General features: G+C 58.8%; 11 protein-coding genes and 4 pseudogenes. 6 read left to right on the top strand and 9 right to left on the bottom strand.

Annotated elements, in window-relative coordinates; translation table 11 throughout:
- The 5 genes and pseudogenes from HNQ71_RS33060 to HNQ71_RS33040 all read left to right on the top strand — a co-directional run.
- Positions 1-510, top strand: a pseudogene (locus HNQ71_RS33060) (Tn3 family transposase); the annotation flags it as partial.
- Between the two features lie 706 nt (positions 511-1,216).
- Complete coding sequence (locus tag HNQ71_RS33055) at positions 1,217-2,383, top strand: MFS transporter (RefSeq protein ID WP_184878761.1); 1,167 nt, start codon at positions 1,217-1,219, stop codon at positions 2,381-2,383.
- 18 nt (positions 2,384-2,401) lie between these two features.
- Positions 2,402-3,679, top strand: coding sequence for a saccharopine dehydrogenase C-terminal domain-containing protein (locus HNQ71_RS33050; RefSeq protein ID WP_343068310.1), 1,278 nt, complete (start codon positions 2,402-2,404; stop codon positions 3,677-3,679).
- Positions 3,570-4,928: a SidA/IucD/PvdA family monooxygenase gene (locus HNQ71_RS33045; protein WP_184878757.1), complete on the top strand. Its 1,359-nt coding sequence runs from the start codon at positions 3,570-3,572 to the stop codon at positions 4,926-4,928. Before HNQ71_RS33050 ends, HNQ71_RS33045 begins: the two co-directional genes overlap by 110 nt.
- Positions 4,892-6,922 carry a class I tRNA ligase family protein gene (locus HNQ71_RS33040; protein ID WP_184878754.1) on the top strand — a complete coding sequence of 677 codons (2,031 nt, stop codon included), beginning with the start codon at positions 4,892-4,894 and terminating at the stop codon, positions 6,920-6,922. The genes HNQ71_RS33045 and HNQ71_RS33040 overlap by 37 nt, the downstream gene beginning before the upstream one ends.
- A gap of 256 nt (positions 6,923-7,178) precedes the next feature.
- On the opposite strand, the pseudogene HNQ71_RS33035 reads toward HNQ71_RS33040, so the two are convergent.
- Together HNQ71_RS33035 and HNQ71_RS33030 are read right to left on the bottom strand one after the other, a co-directional pair.
- A pseudogene (locus HNQ71_RS33035) lies at positions 7,179-7,869 on the bottom strand (IS6 family transposase).
- Between the two features lie 112 nt (positions 7,870-7,981).
- Positions 7,982-8,741 (bottom strand): annotated as a pseudogene (locus HNQ71_RS33030) (IS5 family transposase).
- Between the two features lie 99 nt (positions 8,742-8,840).
- Here HNQ71_RS33030 and HNQ71_RS33025 point away from each other — a divergent pair.
- Positions 8,841-9,110 carry a hypothetical protein gene (locus HNQ71_RS33025; protein WP_210334139.1) on the top strand — a complete coding sequence of 90 codons (270 nt, stop codon included), beginning with the start codon at positions 8,841-8,843 and terminating at the stop codon, positions 9,108-9,110.
- Between the two features lie 342 nt (positions 9,111-9,452).
- Here the strand turns inward: HNQ71_RS33025 and HNQ71_RS33020 are convergent, their stop codons facing one another.
- From HNQ71_RS33020 to HNQ71_RS32990, 7 genes and pseudogenes are all read right to left on the bottom strand, one after another.
- The gene (locus HNQ71_RS33020; RefSeq protein WP_184878751.1) at positions 9,453-10,028 is read right to left on the bottom strand and encodes a Fic/DOC family protein; all 576 of its coding nucleotides are present in this window, start codon (positions 10,026-10,028) and stop codon (positions 9,453-9,455) included.
- The gene (locus HNQ71_RS33015) at positions 10,028-10,237 is read right to left on the bottom strand and encodes a hypothetical protein (RefSeq protein ID WP_184878734.1); all 210 of its coding nucleotides are present in this window, start codon (positions 10,235-10,237) and stop codon (positions 10,028-10,030) included. The genes HNQ71_RS33020 and HNQ71_RS33015 overlap by 1 nt, the downstream gene beginning before the upstream one ends.
- Before the next feature lie 33 nt (positions 10,238-10,270).
- Positions 10,271-10,516 (bottom strand): DUF6290 family protein, encoded by a 246-nt coding sequence (locus HNQ71_RS35295; RefSeq protein WP_184878730.1) that lies wholly within the window; start codon positions 10,514-10,516, stop codon positions 10,271-10,273.
- A gap of 337 nt (positions 10,517-10,853) precedes the next feature.
- Positions 10,854-11,197: pseudogene (locus HNQ71_RS33005) on the bottom strand (nucleotidyl transferase AbiEii/AbiGii toxin family protein); the annotation flags it as partial.
- Positions 11,194-11,994 (bottom strand): DUF6088 family protein, encoded by an 801-nt coding sequence (locus tag HNQ71_RS33000; protein ID WP_246462369.1) that lies wholly within the window; start codon positions 11,992-11,994, stop codon positions 11,194-11,196. The gene HNQ71_RS33000 and the pseudogene HNQ71_RS33005, both read right to left, overlap by 4 nt.
- Positions 11,995-12,117: 123 nt before the next feature.
- On the bottom strand, positions 12,118-14,751 hold the full coding sequence (locus HNQ71_RS32995; protein ID WP_184878711.1) for an AAA family ATPase: 2,634 nt from the start codon (positions 14,749-14,751) through the stop codon (positions 12,118-12,120).
- Positions 14,748-15,872, bottom strand: a complete 1,125-nt coding sequence (locus HNQ71_RS32990; protein WP_184878707.1) for a metallophosphoesterase family protein — start codon at positions 15,870-15,872, stop codon at positions 14,748-14,750. The genes HNQ71_RS32995 and HNQ71_RS32990 overlap by 4 nt, the downstream gene beginning before the upstream one ends.

Below are 15,872 nucleotides of genomic sequence, written 5' to 3'. Positions count from 1 at the left end.
GCAGTTCTTTCGCGCGAGTGATCGAGCCGCAAAGCGCGGCGACATCAACTTGCACTATGGCAGCGAACCCGGATCGAAATTCTACAGCCATCTGTGTCAGATCAATATGGTTACTTCAGCATCCTGCCCATCAGCCCGACCGAAAGCGAGGCGGCCTATGTGCTTGATGGGCTGTTCGATCAGGACACGATCCTCGACATTCAGGAACACTTCACCGATACAGGCGGTGCAAGCGACCATGTCTTCGGACTGTTTGCCTTGATCGGCAAGCGCTTTGCGCCACGGCTACGCAACCTCAAGGATCGGAAGTTCCACACCTTCGAGAAAGGCGATACATATCCGGCGCTGTCGAACCATATCGGGGCACCGATCAACGCAACTCTGATTCTCGATCATTGGGATGATCTGCTCCATTTGGCGGCGTCGATCACGACGCGATCCGTGGTGCCGTCTACGATCCTGAAGAAGCTGTCAGCATCACCGAAGGAAAGCCAGCTCGCAAGGGCGCTACCCGCTGCGCGCTCGTCTTCGTATTCCAGCTCGCGCGCTGCTTTCGGAATCAAGGTCAGCCATACCGGACCGACGCGTTCTATGGCCTCCGCGAGCGTGTAGTTCATTTCGGCCAGCCAGTCGGGCCGGTTTAGCTCGCCATACTGGCGGCATGACAGCGGCCTGTCCCAACCAACCTTCATGACACAGAAAAAACTTTGCAACACAACCCTCTCAACTCCGGGCTCCATTTGGACACAGCACGATGTTCGTGGCTCACCGGCGAGGTCAGAGCGGAGCAGTCTCAACAACGCCATCCGACATCTTTTGTCGGGTTTGTCGAGTTCGCGATATGGCCATTTTCAGTCGATCTCTTGCTTTGCTTCAAGCTAATCGACTGAAAAGCAATCACAAAGTTCGTTCTTCAGCTCAATCAAGCAAGCTGGCATGACTCTTGAGAGCCTTCGTTGCCGGGCGGGCAACAGCTGCCGGCCATAACGTCACGGGTAGCCACCATGAACAGGCGAAGGACCGCAATGCTTCAGGCTCTCGATCTAAGGCAACGTATTCCTTCGACCATGACAATGGTCGCACCAAAAACGCGAATCATATTTGGAAACATAATTTATCTTCGTCCTAACCGACGCAAAGTACAATTTCATGGCATAACAAAATGAACGCTCGCAGCATCTCGATAACTAATACGCGCCTTTTGTGGTACAGGCGCATGTTCATTGCTGAACGATCTCTGATTTCCTTCGCGATGGGCGTTTTTGCGCTGTTTCCAGTCTACCTGTTGTCGGTTGGGCGCGACGAGATATTTTTCGGTTCGATCTCAGCAGCAGGCATGGCGGTCGCTATATTAGTAGTTTTGATCAGTCCTACGCTGACACGCCAGTTTAGTGTGCGGAGGCTCGCACCCATTGGCGGGCTTCTTTGTGCAGCAGCCTGCGCGACCATACTCTTGAACGAATTGTCGGGGGTGCGCGCGACATTCCCCTACTTCCTCAGCTACATGCTGCAATCAGGCGGATGGGCGCTGCACTTCACTATGGGCTCGATATGCATTTCCGCCCTCTCAAGCGATGCAGAGCGGCCATCGAGCTTCATGGCCTACTCTGCATTCTCCACCTTAGGGTTAACCTGCGGACCGCTGCTGAGCAGCCTCCTTACCCGGTACGCCGGCTTGGGCACGCTGGATATGTTCATTCTGGCAATGCTCGCGGCGACGGCAGGGTCAGCGTTGTCATCGTGGGCAGCGCAACGTGCGGCGAACATCCGCGAAGCCGATATTCCGAATAACGCCTCGATTGCGCGCGACCTTTTCGATCTCCTCTTCAGCAAATCTGCTCTGTTTTTTGTTCTTGTACTGTTGTCCGCAAGCATTTACACTAGTCTGATAAACTTTCAGGCTCTATTTGCGAATAATTCAGGTCTTCCGTACGAAATATTCTTTGGCTTTTGGGCCATAGGAGTAGTCGGCTCCAGATTTGCAATTGGTCCGCGCGTAACCCGCAGTGCGGCCGACCGCACCTTGCCGCTACTCCTGGGCGGGATGGTCGTTTCGCTTCTCGGCTTTCACTACTCCCCGGGCCACCCCGTCATTTACGCAATGGCATCGCTGGCGACCGGCATAACTTATGGGCTATCCTATCCCCTGATGCAGGCAGAAGCCGTCCGCGTGACTGCGCCGCAGTCCCGGACTTTGGTGCAGATCATCTTCAGCCTTTCCTATTTTCTTGGCCTGTATTTCTTCCCCATCGCCGCCGGGCTCGTCTCAGTCCAGCTGGGATATGACACGCTGACGCTGTTGATTGCCGGCTTGGCTCTACTGCAAACGGCTATCGCTCTCCTTGGCTATCGCACGATCCGGCGCAAGCCGACCCCGACCTAAAGGCTGAAGCAGGGCACTATGCACGGGAGATCACACGTCGTCATCGGAGCCGGGCCGGTCGGTCGGGCAGTGGCGCTGCAACTTGCGGACCAGCCGGACTCGTCCGTTGTCGTGATTGACAGGAGCCATTCTGCGCTTGCCGTGGCGCAACGGCTTCTGGGCAATCTCGAAAACGTCCGCTTCGACGTGTCGTTGGGTCCATCCGCTCTCTCGGTTCAAGCCCGATCGCTGATCATGGCTACGTCTTGGAGAGATTCCCAAGTTTTGGTCGGCAAGCTTTTGCACCAAACGCACGAGGCAGGTCTACACACCCCTATTATTTGCGTCGGCAGGCCGAGCCCTGGGGATCCTGACATTCTCCGGGTACCGCCTAACGGTCCGCCCGTAGTCTTGGGAGCGGGTCTCGAACCAGGACTGGTTGAATCTTTAGTCTCGCTGGTTGCGGCTGAAATAAAGGACATAGAGAGCATAGTAACTCATTGCGGAGGGATTCCCAGAATTCCGGAACCTCCGCTGAACTATGCTCTCGCCTTTGGGCGTCGGCTGCCCATAGAGCAGAGGCTCGCGTTGGCTCGAATCGATGGCCAAGCCGTAACGCGAAATCGATTCGAAAGCGTATCTCAGCTGTTCGTGGATGGTGTCGGCCTTCTCGAAGCATACGATGATGCAATGGTTTCGTCGACGGCTGCAGGCGCTCATCCTAGCATTCCAACGCTTCGACAATTGACTGTGCGGTGGCCTGGCTTTGCGGATGGCGTTCGGATGTTGCATCGCCTCGGGCTGCTGTCCGACGAGGAGATCGAAATCGGGAGCGCGCGCCTGCAGGTCAAGGAGGTCACGGAGGCGCTTTTAAGTCGCCGGAGCCCAAATGACGATGGCGACCAGGTCGTCCTTGACATCGCCATTGACGATCGCCAAGGGCGGGTTGGCCGCTGGACGTGCATCCTGCGCTCCGAGCTTCAGGAGCGAGGCATCTCAAGCATGGCTATCGCCACCGCAGTTCCGGTGGCCGCAGCCGTGGATTGCGTCACGCGTCAACAGTTGCGGGGTCCCATACACCCCGGCAAAGCCGCGCTCGCCGATGTCGCCGCGATGGCCCTCGAGCAACTGAGGAGAAGCCGGATCGCTGTCTTAGCCGAGCGCGCGACCGGGCTGTTGGAAACAAGCACGATTTTGGGAGCCGGTCATGCAAAGACGAAAGACACTGCTCGTGGGGAGCGGACCAGCAAACCTGGCACTACTGACCTGCCTCAAGGAGTGGGGATCCTCAGTTCTGGATTCGCTGGAAGTCCTTGAGCGCCGCGACAGCGCAGAATGGCACCCGGGCATCGCTTTCGAGGATTCGATGCTCCAAGTGTCGTTGTTCAAGGACCTGGCGTTCCTGAGGAATCCGGCAAGCCCATTCACTTTTTTCTCGTTCCTGCGTGACAAGGAGCTTCTCTATCACTTCATCCATACGAACAATCTGTATCCGTCAAGGAAGCTGTTTTCCGACTATCTGGTCTGGGTAAGCCGGTTCTTTGCGAACAAGATTTCTTTCGGCAAGGAGGCGGTGGCGGTCAGGTTCCACGAGAAGCCGTCGGGAACCCAAACCCTTGTCGTCATGACCAGGGATGTCTCGAGCGGAGATGTTTCAGAAATCGAGGCAGACGACGTGGTCGTCAGCCTTGGGCATGAGCCATACATCCCCGAAGAGCTGGCCGTCGACTCCGGCCGCGTGGTGCATTCAAACTTCTTCCTATCCCATGCGAACGAGGGAATGATCAACGCTAACGCTCGCGTTGCGGTCGTCGGGTCCGGGCAAAGCGCCGGCGAGATAGTCAGATTCCTGCTCCAACATCGGGAAGTGTCGGAAGTTATCGTCGTTGGTCGGCGCCACCTCTTCGAACAGACGGATGACAACCCGTTCGTAAATGATTTCTACACTTATCCACACTCGCTGAAGTTCGCGGAGTTGCCACTCGAAGATCGCAAGAGGTTTCTTTCCGACACGAGGAACACGAACTTCTCCACCGTCACCAAGGACGTCCTCAAAAGCATCTACGATCTTCGATTCAAGGACCAGGCGTGCGGACGCGACAGGTTCAGGCTGTTCCCGTATACTAAAATCACGGCGGCAAAGCGTCTCGAGAATGGTCTTCGTCTTGACCTTCGCGGAATCGGAGGCAGGCCGGACTCGACGACGCTTGAAATTGAACTCCTGGTATGCGCGACGGGCTTTTCAAACCGTCGCCATCTATCATTCTTCCAACTGCTGCAACCGCGAATGGAAGATGCCGACGTCGTTGTCGACGAGTCCTTCGAAGTGGGACTCGATCAGATGCCAGAATCGTGTCTCACCGGTCCGAGACCTCGCGTTTTCTTGGTGAACCACTCTTTTGGCCTTCGGGGCCCAACGGAGCACACACTCGGCGGTCTGGCCGAACGGGCTGCGGTGGTGGCGAAGGCGCTGCAAGACGGGCACGTGCTTCAACCTGCTCAAGGTCGCCCCGAGACCTTGCCAGCGGCATGGCCAACCGGAAATTCGAGAGTGGAAACGAAATGATGTGTTCGCAAGTAATAGATCTCAAAAATGAAACACGCGCGGTCCCCATCTCGATCGAAGGGGGCATCGTCATGCATGATCCCTTCCCGGAAGGGGGCGACGTTTCCATCCGACTATTGAAGCTCAGTCCAGGCGCGACCACTTGCCGTCACAACCATACGGAAGTCGAATTTTGGACGGTGATCTCTGGCGGCGTTCGAATTCATCTAGACGAAAAGACGTTCCTGCTGCTTGGCGGAGAGAGCATTAGGATGGACCCGCTGAGCAGGCACAGGATTGAGGCTTTGGACAGCGGTGCAGTCATGCAGACGGTGTGGTGGCACAGCCGCGCAGCCTTCGAAGAGGCGACTTCCACGAACGAAGCGATAGGAAAGAGCAGACCGCTGCTGCTGGTGCCCGCAATGCTTACCCCGAATGGGAACATGCATATAGGTCATGCTTCAGGACCGTTCCTCTACGCGGATGTGTTGCGCCGAATTGCCGAGACCGGCGGCCGAGAGGTTTTCGTGCTGCAGGGCACGCACGGTCACCTTGAGCACATTGCAATTGCGGCCGACGCTGCTGGACTGGAATACTACCAGCTGGCCGAGAAAAACACGGCTTCTTTCCAGGAGGCTCTGCATCGGCTCAATGCAGTTTCGGATATTTTCCTTGGGACAAAGCCTGACCGCCGCGGCAAGGCGGTCGTTCTCGAGGTCTTCAAGCGACTTTGCAGCAAGGGCCTGATCGCTGAAAGAGAGCATTTGGTCCCGTATGACGTCCAAAGTGGGCGCTTCAAGGTGGACGCCTTCGTCCACGGCAAATGTCCATATTGCGGCGGCTATTCCTCCGGTCACGAATGCGAGGATTGCGGCGCGCTGGTCCTCGATGCCGAACTCCAGGATCCGGTCGATCTCGACGGGCGCTCGCTGGAACGTCGTCCCCTGAAGCGCCTTTTCCTGAACCTCGCTCCATTGCATGACGCACTCGAATCCTTCGCCTCGCGGAACTTCCTGCCCATTTACGCCAAGCTCTATGTCGAGTCCTGGCTGTCCCGGGGGCTTCCGGCAGTCTGCATCTCAAACCCAAACCGGGAGGGAATTCGGATTCCAATCCCAGGATTTGAATGCCAGCGGTTTACCATCACCATGGAACACGTGCCTCGGCACTTGCTCGCCTTAGAAACGATAAGAGAAAAGAGCGGATGCCCCGCCTTCTGGTACCAAATCCCACGGGACGAGATGCCGGAGCTGGACATTCTCTTCGGGGCGGACAACGCCTTCGGACGTCTGTTGGTTATTCCCGGGGTACTTTCGGCGCTCGATCTCCATGAGATGCTCCCCCGACGGATTTTCGTCAACCAGATGCTCACGCTTGAGGGGAAGAAGTTCTCAACATCACGAAATCACGCAATCTGGGTGAACGACATCGCTGCGGAAGAAACTGCCGAGCCGCTTCGCTTCTACTTGTGTCGGTGTCGTCCGGACGGTTCTGTCGAGGACTTCTCCATGGGTGCCTACGAGAGCTGGAAACGGGACTTCTGGGACGGACGGCTGTCGAGATCGGTCGCGAAGGCTAACGAGGTCATCGGGCGGGTCGCGACAGACGAGCTCCCGTGTCCTGGCCAGTGGTCAGCCACCGACATTGCGTTCCTCGCGGACTGCAGACGCTTCAACGCGGAAGTGCGGGCGCGATTCGAAGCGGATTACCCGGACGTACGTCAGCTGACACGCGCAATCGAGGCGTTCGTCGACGCAATTGACCACTATTCATGTTCAGTGCTGCAAGTTCCGGCTGCGCCGAAGGTGAAGGAGGCGCTTGCCCGGACTGCGGCCCGCGCGGTGACCTTCGCGCTCGTCGGACTCTGTGTCGCGACATACCCGGTCGTACCTGATTTCGCCATCTCCATCGCAAGGAGTCTGGGGCTAGAGATTCCCAAGCTCAGCTGGTTCGACCGCGACTGGATGGCCGAGCCAGTCCGTCTGTCTGCAAGCCATGACGCCGGAGGCCGTTGAATAACCGATCAAAGATTTCGGGCGTTCACCGCAGCCACTTTTCGAGAATCAGCCCGGAGGATGCGGGCAAGCCAGGAAGTGCATCGTGGACTTCGTCTTTGATCAGCCTTGTCACCGAAACGACGCCCATGTCGTCCGGCTCGGGCGAAGTCTGAAGTGTTGATGGCTTTTCAAAAGCGCGGCTAAACGACGACAAGAGTTGGTTGTGTTGGAAAGTTTTTTCTGTGTCATGAAGGTTGGTCGGGACAGGCCGCTGTCATGCCGCCAGTATGGCGAACTGCTCGGCCAGGGAGGGATTTGGATTGAACGCGTACCTCGCCTGTCGCTTGCGCATCATGTGAAGCATTTCGATCCCCGACAGGGTCATGCTGGCGGTGGCCGGCGACTTGAAACCCAGCATCGGCCGCACACGGCGCTTGATGCGCCGGTGGCCCTGCTCGATCCTGTTGTTCAAGTATCGACTTTTCCTGATCGTGATCGGGTTTAGCCAGCGCCGGGAACGATCCTGCAACCGATTTGCCGCATCGCAGGAAGTGATGGCTTCATGATTGGTCTGGCTGCCGTCGATGACGATGCGATCGGGCCGGTTATGGCGCTCCAGGGCTTTCCTGAAGAAGCGCTTGGACGCCAGCAGCTCGCTTAACCAGAATTCGACCGTGTCGCCGACACTGTCGATGGCGCGGTAGAGATACATCCACTCACCGCGAACCTTGATTTAGGTTTCGTCGACATGCCATTTGCCGGTGACGGCACGCTTGCGGCGGTTGAAGCGCTCCAGCAACCGCGGCGCGAAATGAATGACCCAGCGATGGATCGTCGAATGATCGACGCCGAATGCCGCGTTTGGCCATCATTTCTTTCCAGTCGCGCAGGCTCAGATTGTAGGCCAGATACCAGCGCACGCATAACAAGATGACGGACTGGTCGAACTGACGGCCTTTGAACATCTCGAACCTCGCGAAAATTGATGCAGGGTTCTCCCACGCGACCAGTTACAGCAACACAACCTGGCGGCTGCCATCCAACTGGGGCAGCATCTAGGGCGTGGTGACGATTTAACTATCTGAGCCAGATAGCGATAGCGGCGAGTTTAACGAAGCCCATGAAGTTTGCCAGCAGCTTGTCGTATCGTGTTGCGACCCGGCGGAACTGCTTGAGCTTGTTGAAGAAGCGCTCGATGATGTTGCGCTCTTTGTATAGGTGAGTGTCGTAGGGACGCTGGACCTTGCGGTTGCGCTTGGGTGGGATGACGATTTCGGCCCCCGTTTCAGCGATCTTTTCGTGCAGGTGGTCGGCGTCATAGCCCTTGTCGGCGATCGTGGCGCCAGCCTCGAAGCCATCGACGAGATCATGGGCAAAGGCGATGTCGTTGCGTTGTCCGGGGCTGGCGATCAGCCGAACCGGGAGCCCGAGCGCATCGCCGGCGGCATGGACCTTGGTGCTTAGTCCGCCGCGAGACCGACCCAGCCCTTGGGCATCCGCCCCCCTTTTTCCTTGCGCGCGCCAGCGGCGTGCTGATGCGCTCGCACGATAGTCGAGTCGATCATCAGCCATTCAAGATCGGCTTCGCGGCCAGGACCGCCAACATGTCGTCGGGCACACCCATCTCGATCCAGCGATAATAGCGCCGCTTCAATATAGCGTGGTTGCCAAGCCTTTCCGGCAGGTCGCGCCAGCGACCGCCCGAGCGCGCCATCCACAGCAGCGCATCCAAAAACAGCCGGTTGTTCGTCCTGGGACCGCGCTTGCCTTTCGTTGCGCCGGGTACGAACCCTTTGATCCGTTCCCACTGATCATTCCGAAGCGCATCACAATCCACCGCTGACCTCCAAAAGTCAGCGTTGAATCTGATTTGCGCCCAAAGGGGAATCCCCAAACCTTAAATCGTCACTACGACCTAGGGACAATCGGTGCGACATTGCTCGCCCTGGCGGGCAAGAACAGTGACACGGGTCGTGGCAGCCCGTCCGACTTCGCGGATGCGGTCGAGCGGCTGCGCGGCAAGGTGCGAATCATTATCCAGCGGGGGCGTCTCGCGAAGATGCGCCGGACACCGCGTATCGCGGCGGTGCTGGACCAGTTCGTGCGCGAGGTGGATTTCGACGAGGCTACCCATAGCTGGCATCCGAAGGCCGCACTGGTCCGAACACGCAGCTTGGAGGGTGAGATTCGAATATCCTGCGATTGAGCGCGCGCGGTTCGTGGGACGGGGTCGTCAAGGACGCGGAGACGAAACTCTCAGCGTCGCCATCGCATCTCACGCAGCGGTTTCGCGAGGCGCTTGCAACCGAATTCGGAGAGCCGGTGCGCGAGAAGCTCGAGTTAGGGAGCATGAGGATTTGTGGGGCAGTCACGTTGCGGCCGACCAAACGGGCACTTTCTGTGGCGCGGTTCCGGCCCGCTCAGAGAGCCTCCGTAACCAACCGCCCCACAGTTCCTCATGCTCTCCAGGCACGCTCCTCGCACATGCCTCAGCCCGGCTTTAGGCGCACGCGCTAGACGCTCGTCTTGAACGGCGCACACCCAAGATCTAAAGGAGCAGATGACGAAGCTCCAGGACCAATCGGGTGAGATCGCCCGTGTAGCTTGCGACCATCGCTGGCAAAAATGTTTCTCTTCTGACGCGACTAAAATCCATGGGATATCCCGCGCGCTCGCCGAGCATCGCCATGAATGACAGTTGCGAACGGCCATTGCCTTCTCGGAAGGGATGGATCGCATTCAGTTCGCCCAGGAAATGGGCCGCCTCGGCCACGAAAGCACCAGCGGTCTCCGCTCCGATCACCGACGGAAGCGCACCGAAAAGCCGTTTCATCTCGCCGTCGATATACTCCGGAAAGCAGAACGGATTGCCGGCCTTCGCAGTTCGCACCGTGCGGTACTTGCCAGCCCAGCTGTAGACATCCTGGAACAGGTGGTAATGGACGCGGCGATAGTGGCTCGGGTCATAACGACCACGCGGTAGCGGCTCGCCAGCGCGCAGCGTTGTCATTTCAAGCTCGAAGGCCTCGAGCAATGTGGGATCGCGCAAGGCAAGCTTGTTCTTTAGGGTCGTGGTGCCTTTATAGGCGTAGGGATCGTCGAAGGCGTCGTAACCGACCGACATCACCCGCGTGACTTGGCGTCCTGATAAGCGCGGATAATCTCAGCCCGCTGATCGTCAGGCGAAAGCTTGCGCTTCTTCAGATCCGCGAGACGCTTACGGCTGGCCGCGCTCAAGTTGATGCCTTCGACGGCTGTGATCGCCGCGAATGTGCGCTGTCCGAGGATATGGCCGGGCGCGCTAGGCGTCGGACCCTTGGTGGATTTCTTCATGCTTCCCCTGTCATCGAAGGCGGCAGTGACCGACTAGCGGTCGAGCAGCTTACGCGCCTGTGAAATGCGGTCCTTGAGCCCGGCCTGGAAGCTTGGGTCACGTCTGCGGGTCTCGATATGGGTGGTTATCGCTGCCCGAATAATATCGGACACGGGCCGATTTTCAACGCTGGCGACCATCTCCAGGGCCTGAGCTTGCTCTTCGGAGAGGCGAACAGTCATCGCTTTAGCTTGTTTCATGGCGCTGTTTTGCACCAAAACAAGCCTCTTGTCAACCACCTTGGTATCGTGGTATCACGGTATCAAATTGTGGAGGTGACGATGAGCGAAATGCAGAATGACGCTGAATCAAATTCCGAGTAAACCGCCATTAATCTGACGGGCCCTTCTCTACAGAGAATTTGAAGCTGATACTGACTCATTTGAGGCCGCCGCAGCCTGCCATAGGATCCAAACAAGGTCCGCTGCGGGCCATTCTGAGGGTCTTTCCGCTGTCCGCTTGTGGACGGCCTGCCCGGCCAGTCGGCGTACGCCCCTGACCTTGCCAGGCGCGATCCCTGCTAAATCCTCGCGCCCGCGTTAACAGCGGGTCTTGGACTGAAGTAGGTAGCTAATGGCGGCTTAAAGTTTTGCGCAGCGGGCCGTTGATGTAGGCTTGGCAGGCGTCCTTGATCGCATCGAGGCGCGCCTTCCGTTTCTTACCGCTCAGCGCGTCGAGCTCCTCGATGGTCCCCGGTTCGCCAATGTCGTCCCGAAACACCGTGACGTCGATATCCTGTGAGAAGCGGTTGATCAGACCGAAACCTTTGGACAAGGAGGTTCCGCCCCTGAAAAGGAGGCGGGGTCCCCCCTCTTTCAGTCCATTGAACAAGGCATGCCGAGGCGCATCGCCGTAGTATCGAAAGCGCTTAACATCGCGTCCGACCCTGCCGCGAGGACCTCGTCGAAAGCCGCATTCATGTCTTCGCGGTCCGGGTTGCGCCGCGCTTGGCGGTTCGTGTCTTGCCGGCAGAGTGCGGTTTCGGCTTCCGTCGGCCGATGGCTGCGTGATCATCGTCGCCGTCCCTCGTTCGTTGTCGCTGACGATCATGATCAGCATCGGCACCAGCATGATCATCATCACCGACATGCCAACGACCAACGCCAGCGTCGTTTTCGACAAGCGGCTTGAGAAACACCCACATCCAGGTTGGTAGCGCCGTCATACCCGCAGTGATGTCAGCTTTCAGCTGCAGGCCCGCAACTGGATCTTCGAAGAGCTTGGCGAGCTTGCGCTTGACGTGATCACTCTCTCCTTCACGGACCAGGAGACCGCGGAGCCAGTGAAGCGCCTGGACGACGCGCATCGCAAGTCGCCCGGCCCAGAACAACTTGCTGGGCGCAGTCGGACGGAAGGTGATTGTGACGTTACCGAGCTTAATGGCGCGACGGCGGGCGTCTGTGTGCACCACGATTTTTGCCGGGACGGCGTCGGTCAGGCCCAGATCGTTTGCTGCGGTCATGCCATCGACAAGCATCCGGGTTTGGTCGCGTCGGCCAACGGCGTCGATGACCGAGCGCGGATCGGGCGGGTTAGTTTTTTGGGTGAGCTTGTTGAAGCCAGGCTGATCGTAGAGTCCTCGATCGATTCGCCTGAGAGTTTGCGCGTTCGTCAACCGCTGCAACGCCTTATCGACGGCGTCCCGCGAGGCGAGATCCACGAAATCACTGGGCGTCCACACCTTGCGCGGCGCGTCGGCACGGATGCGGTCAAGCATGGCTGTCTTCAGATCGGGCGAGTCGCTGCTCATGTCCGAAAATTGTAGACGTTTTTCGGACGATCAACAAGCAGCTGTCCGAAACATATATACAAATTTCGGACAGAGCCATCTCGTCTCCGCTTATGACTTACCCGGTTGCCAGTCGCTCATCTGCAAAATGTTTCCGCCGAGTTTTGCGAACGCGCGTTGGCGGCAGGAGAAAACGAGAATCTGCTGATCGCGTGATTGACGATGCAAAGCGTCGAACATGCACTCAATGCGATCGTCATCGGAATAGACCAACGCGTCATCGAGGATAACCGGTGTGGGTCGCCCGTCGCGGGCGAGCAGACGGGCGAAGGCCAGCCGGGTCAGAACCGAAAGCTGTTCTCGCATGCCGCCACTCAACCTCTCGACATCCTCGTCCTGACCATTGCGACGAACGGTCTGCGGCAACAGTGTATTCTCATCGAACACTATGGAGATGTCGTCGAATAACAGTCTGAGCAGCGGCCGCAGCTCGGACATGACCGGCGTGAGATATAGATCGCGTGCCGCCGAGCGCGCAGCGACCAGCGTTGTGCGCAGCCGGTCGAGGACGGCCTTTTCGATTTCGAAGCGTCCCACTCGCTCTTCAGCGACTTCCAATTTTTCTCTGGCCTCGCGCCAAGCTTCTTCCACCGCGTCGTCGGACCGGGTCCGAATATGGCCATTGACATCGGCTAGAGTTACACGCAACTGACTTGCTTCCTGCGTGGCGGCATCCTGAACCGAGCGGGCACGGCGCAGAACGGCTTCGGCGCTGGTGAGATCGTGAGCGCCGTCGCGCAGGGGTGCAGCGCGCGTTTCAGCCGCTTCGCGCAGAGTTTGTCGCGAGGTGGCCTCGGTGAGGAGCAAGCGCTCCTTTTCCTCGCGCTCTGCGTCAGGCCCCAATATGACCTCAAGGCTGGTCAGTTCCGCCTGGATGGTCACGTAAGCAGTCTCCGCGGCCATGACAGCCTCGTCGGCATGGCTGCGCAGGGGCAGGGCCTCGCGCACGTTGTTGCGTGTTGTCGCCACACGCTGCTGGGCTGCTGCATGATGTTGCCGGATCTGTTGCGAATCGACTTTAAGTTCGAGGTCCCCGGCCGCGAGGGCACTCAGTCGGGCAAGCTCCTCGTGCAATTGCTGTATTCCTTTGGGCGCGAGATCGCCAAGCCGCTGACGCGCCAAGCCCAGTTCGGCAGCCTTGTCGCCCGCTTCAACCAGGCGCTGGCGTGCCGTCCTGAGGCTATCGACACCAAGGGACGCAAGCAGGCTGTGGTGCTTCGCTTCGGCTTCTTCGATGGTCCGGTTGGCTTGCTGTGGCCGATTTGAGCGCAGGGTCAAGGCTCCGATGCCGGCAATATCTATGCGCACGGTGCCAGCAAAGCTTTGGTCTTCTGCATGGGGCAAAGGCTTGGCATCGATGGTCACCAAATCGGCGGCGCCGTCCCGGTATTCCATGCGTAGTGTCGGCAGGGTTCCCAGTTGAGCTGCACGAAGGCCGGCAATGTCGATTTCGAGCGCTTGGAGCTGCTCGATAGCCTGTTCCGGCACCGCCAGCATAGCCAGCGCTGCCTCTCCATCTTCGATCTGGGTTCTGGCGACTTCGGCTTGTTTCAACCGGTTGTGTAGGGTGGCCAGTTGTTCGGCTGCGTCGCGTGCCAAGAGGGTCGCATCCAGCCGCGCGAGCAGTTCGCGAGCTTCGCGCTCTTCCTGTTCGGCTACTTGAACTTCGGCCATCGCTCGTTCGTTTTCGGCTATGGCTGAAGCGCGCCGATCGAGAACCTCACTGCGGCGAAGCTGCGCAATCGTCGACTGCTCGCGCAAATCGGCGGCTCGTTTGAGCGCGGTCCGAAAACTATCGAGGGCCTGCTTCGCAGCGTCGTGGTGAATTGTCGCCAGGGCAGCTTCCGCTTCAGCAGCTTTCAGGGCTTCGCTGTGCGATTTGGCGGCCTCGACCGCGGCTTCGGCTACCGAGATGCCCTCCCGCCGGGTAGCGCCTTCTTCGGGGTTTTCAAGCTCAGACAGACGCGCCAACGCCATGCGCCGCTTGTCGAGCGCATCGCGCAGACCGGCAACTTCGGCGCTGAGGCGCAGCTCTTCTTTCAGCAGTTTGTCACGCTCATCGAGCGCCGCCGCATAGAGACCGCCGCTCTTGGGACGCAGCGTTGACGTAACCAGGCTATAGAGTTCTTCTTCACATGCGGCGGCGATTTCGGCCATGCGTCGCCCGCCGGTCAGGGCTTCAACTTCCCCCTGAACCGAGGATAGTAGGCTTTCGCGCACGCGTTTTTCGCCATCCTCCTCGCTTTTGCTGCGCTTTTCGATGCCGGTGACCCCTTGGCGAACCCAGAGCAATCCTGCCGGTCCTGCGGCTCCGCCATGGATTAGTTTGCCGATAAACGCTTCGGCCTCGTCCGCTTGAGCCAACAGTCGCCCCCGATCGAGGTCGATAACGCTTGCCAGCTTGCCTCCATAAAACTGCTTGGTAAGCCGATAGCGTCCTTCTGAAGTAGTGATGTCGGCCTCCACCACCGGGTTGCCCCCACTATAAGGCCGTAGCAGTCTCACGCCTTCGGGCGTCCCCGTATGAGGCTGGAAAAAGAGTGCATGGAGTGCTTCGAAGAAGGTTGATTTGCCGAATTCATTGACTGCACAAAGCACGTTGACGCCGTCGCCTATGTTCTCGATGGCGACACCTTGCCCAGCGAACCGTTTGACGTTGTGGAGCCGAAGGGCTGTAAGTTTCATGATCCCATCGCCTCGCAATAGCTGTACAGCCGAACCAATGCTTCTCGCGATATGTCGCGTTCGACAGTCGACCGCCTTTCGTCAATACTTTCATCCAACAGTGCCTGCGCTGCCTCGCGAAGGGCACCGGAGCGATCGATCCGATCCAAATCGCCGCTTTCGCAGTCGGTCGCAAGCCCGTCCCCTTGCAGCTCCAGATAGGCGTAGTCGGGCGCGACTGCCGCGACCGCCGCTTCGAGGGCGGTTCGTCCGCTTACCCGTACCCGGCCAGACGCGACAATTCGCAGCAAGGTCTGACGCCGCAAGGGTGCCGGTGGTAGCAACGCTTCAAATGCCGCCGCGCTGTCGTCGCCAGACAGCAAATGCAGCGGAGCGGTTTTCCAGGAAAAGCTGGCTGTCTCGACGGCCACAATCTCGGGCATGGCACCTGGCCCGGCAATGGAAACGACAAGGGCCTGGCCGCGTGTATCATGCTTGAAACGGTCAGGTTCGGGCGCACCGCTGTAGCGGCTGCGCTCATTGATGGTGACGGGCCCGTGCCAGTCGCCAAGTGCCAGATAATCGAGGCCGGCCTTGGCCGCGCGATCTGGTGCAATGACGTCGGACGCTGCTGAATCTTCGGAAAAGTTCTGAATGGCGCCATGAGCAAGGCCGAGCCGGATGGCGCCTTGCGGCGTCGCGGCGCTGTTCATCCACTCGGTAAGGTCGCGACCGGGTCTGCGGGTCGTGCACGGTGCGGGCAGCAGCGCCACGTCCGCGCCAATAGTCAGGATTTCGGGCCGGGTCGCCAGCATGACATTGTCTGGCACAACGCTACCCGCCGCGCTCCACAATTGATCAGCTAACAGTGAATCGTGGTTGCCGGGCAGCAATATCCAGCGCAAGGGCGTGCTCTGGCTCATCTCGGCAAGGGCCTGCCGCAACATCGCTGGAGTGGGCGTTTCGGTGTCGAACGTATCGCCGGCCAGAAATATGGTGGATGCACCATGGACGCGTGCCTGTTCTGCCAGCCGGCTGATCGCGCTATGGCGCGCCTCACGGAGCCGCCCGCGCAGATCCTCCGGCATGTTGCCGAACCGCTTGCCGATATGAAGATCGGAGCTGTGGATGAAACGAAACAT

The organism is Mesorhizobium sangaii (assembly GCF_014207355.1).
GTDB lineage: Bacteria > Pseudomonadota > Alphaproteobacteria > Rhizobiales > Rhizobiaceae > Mesorhizobium > Mesorhizobium sangaii.
The sequence above is the reverse complement of the archived record's forward strand: the minus strand, read 5'-3'. Positions and strand labels throughout refer to the sequence as shown.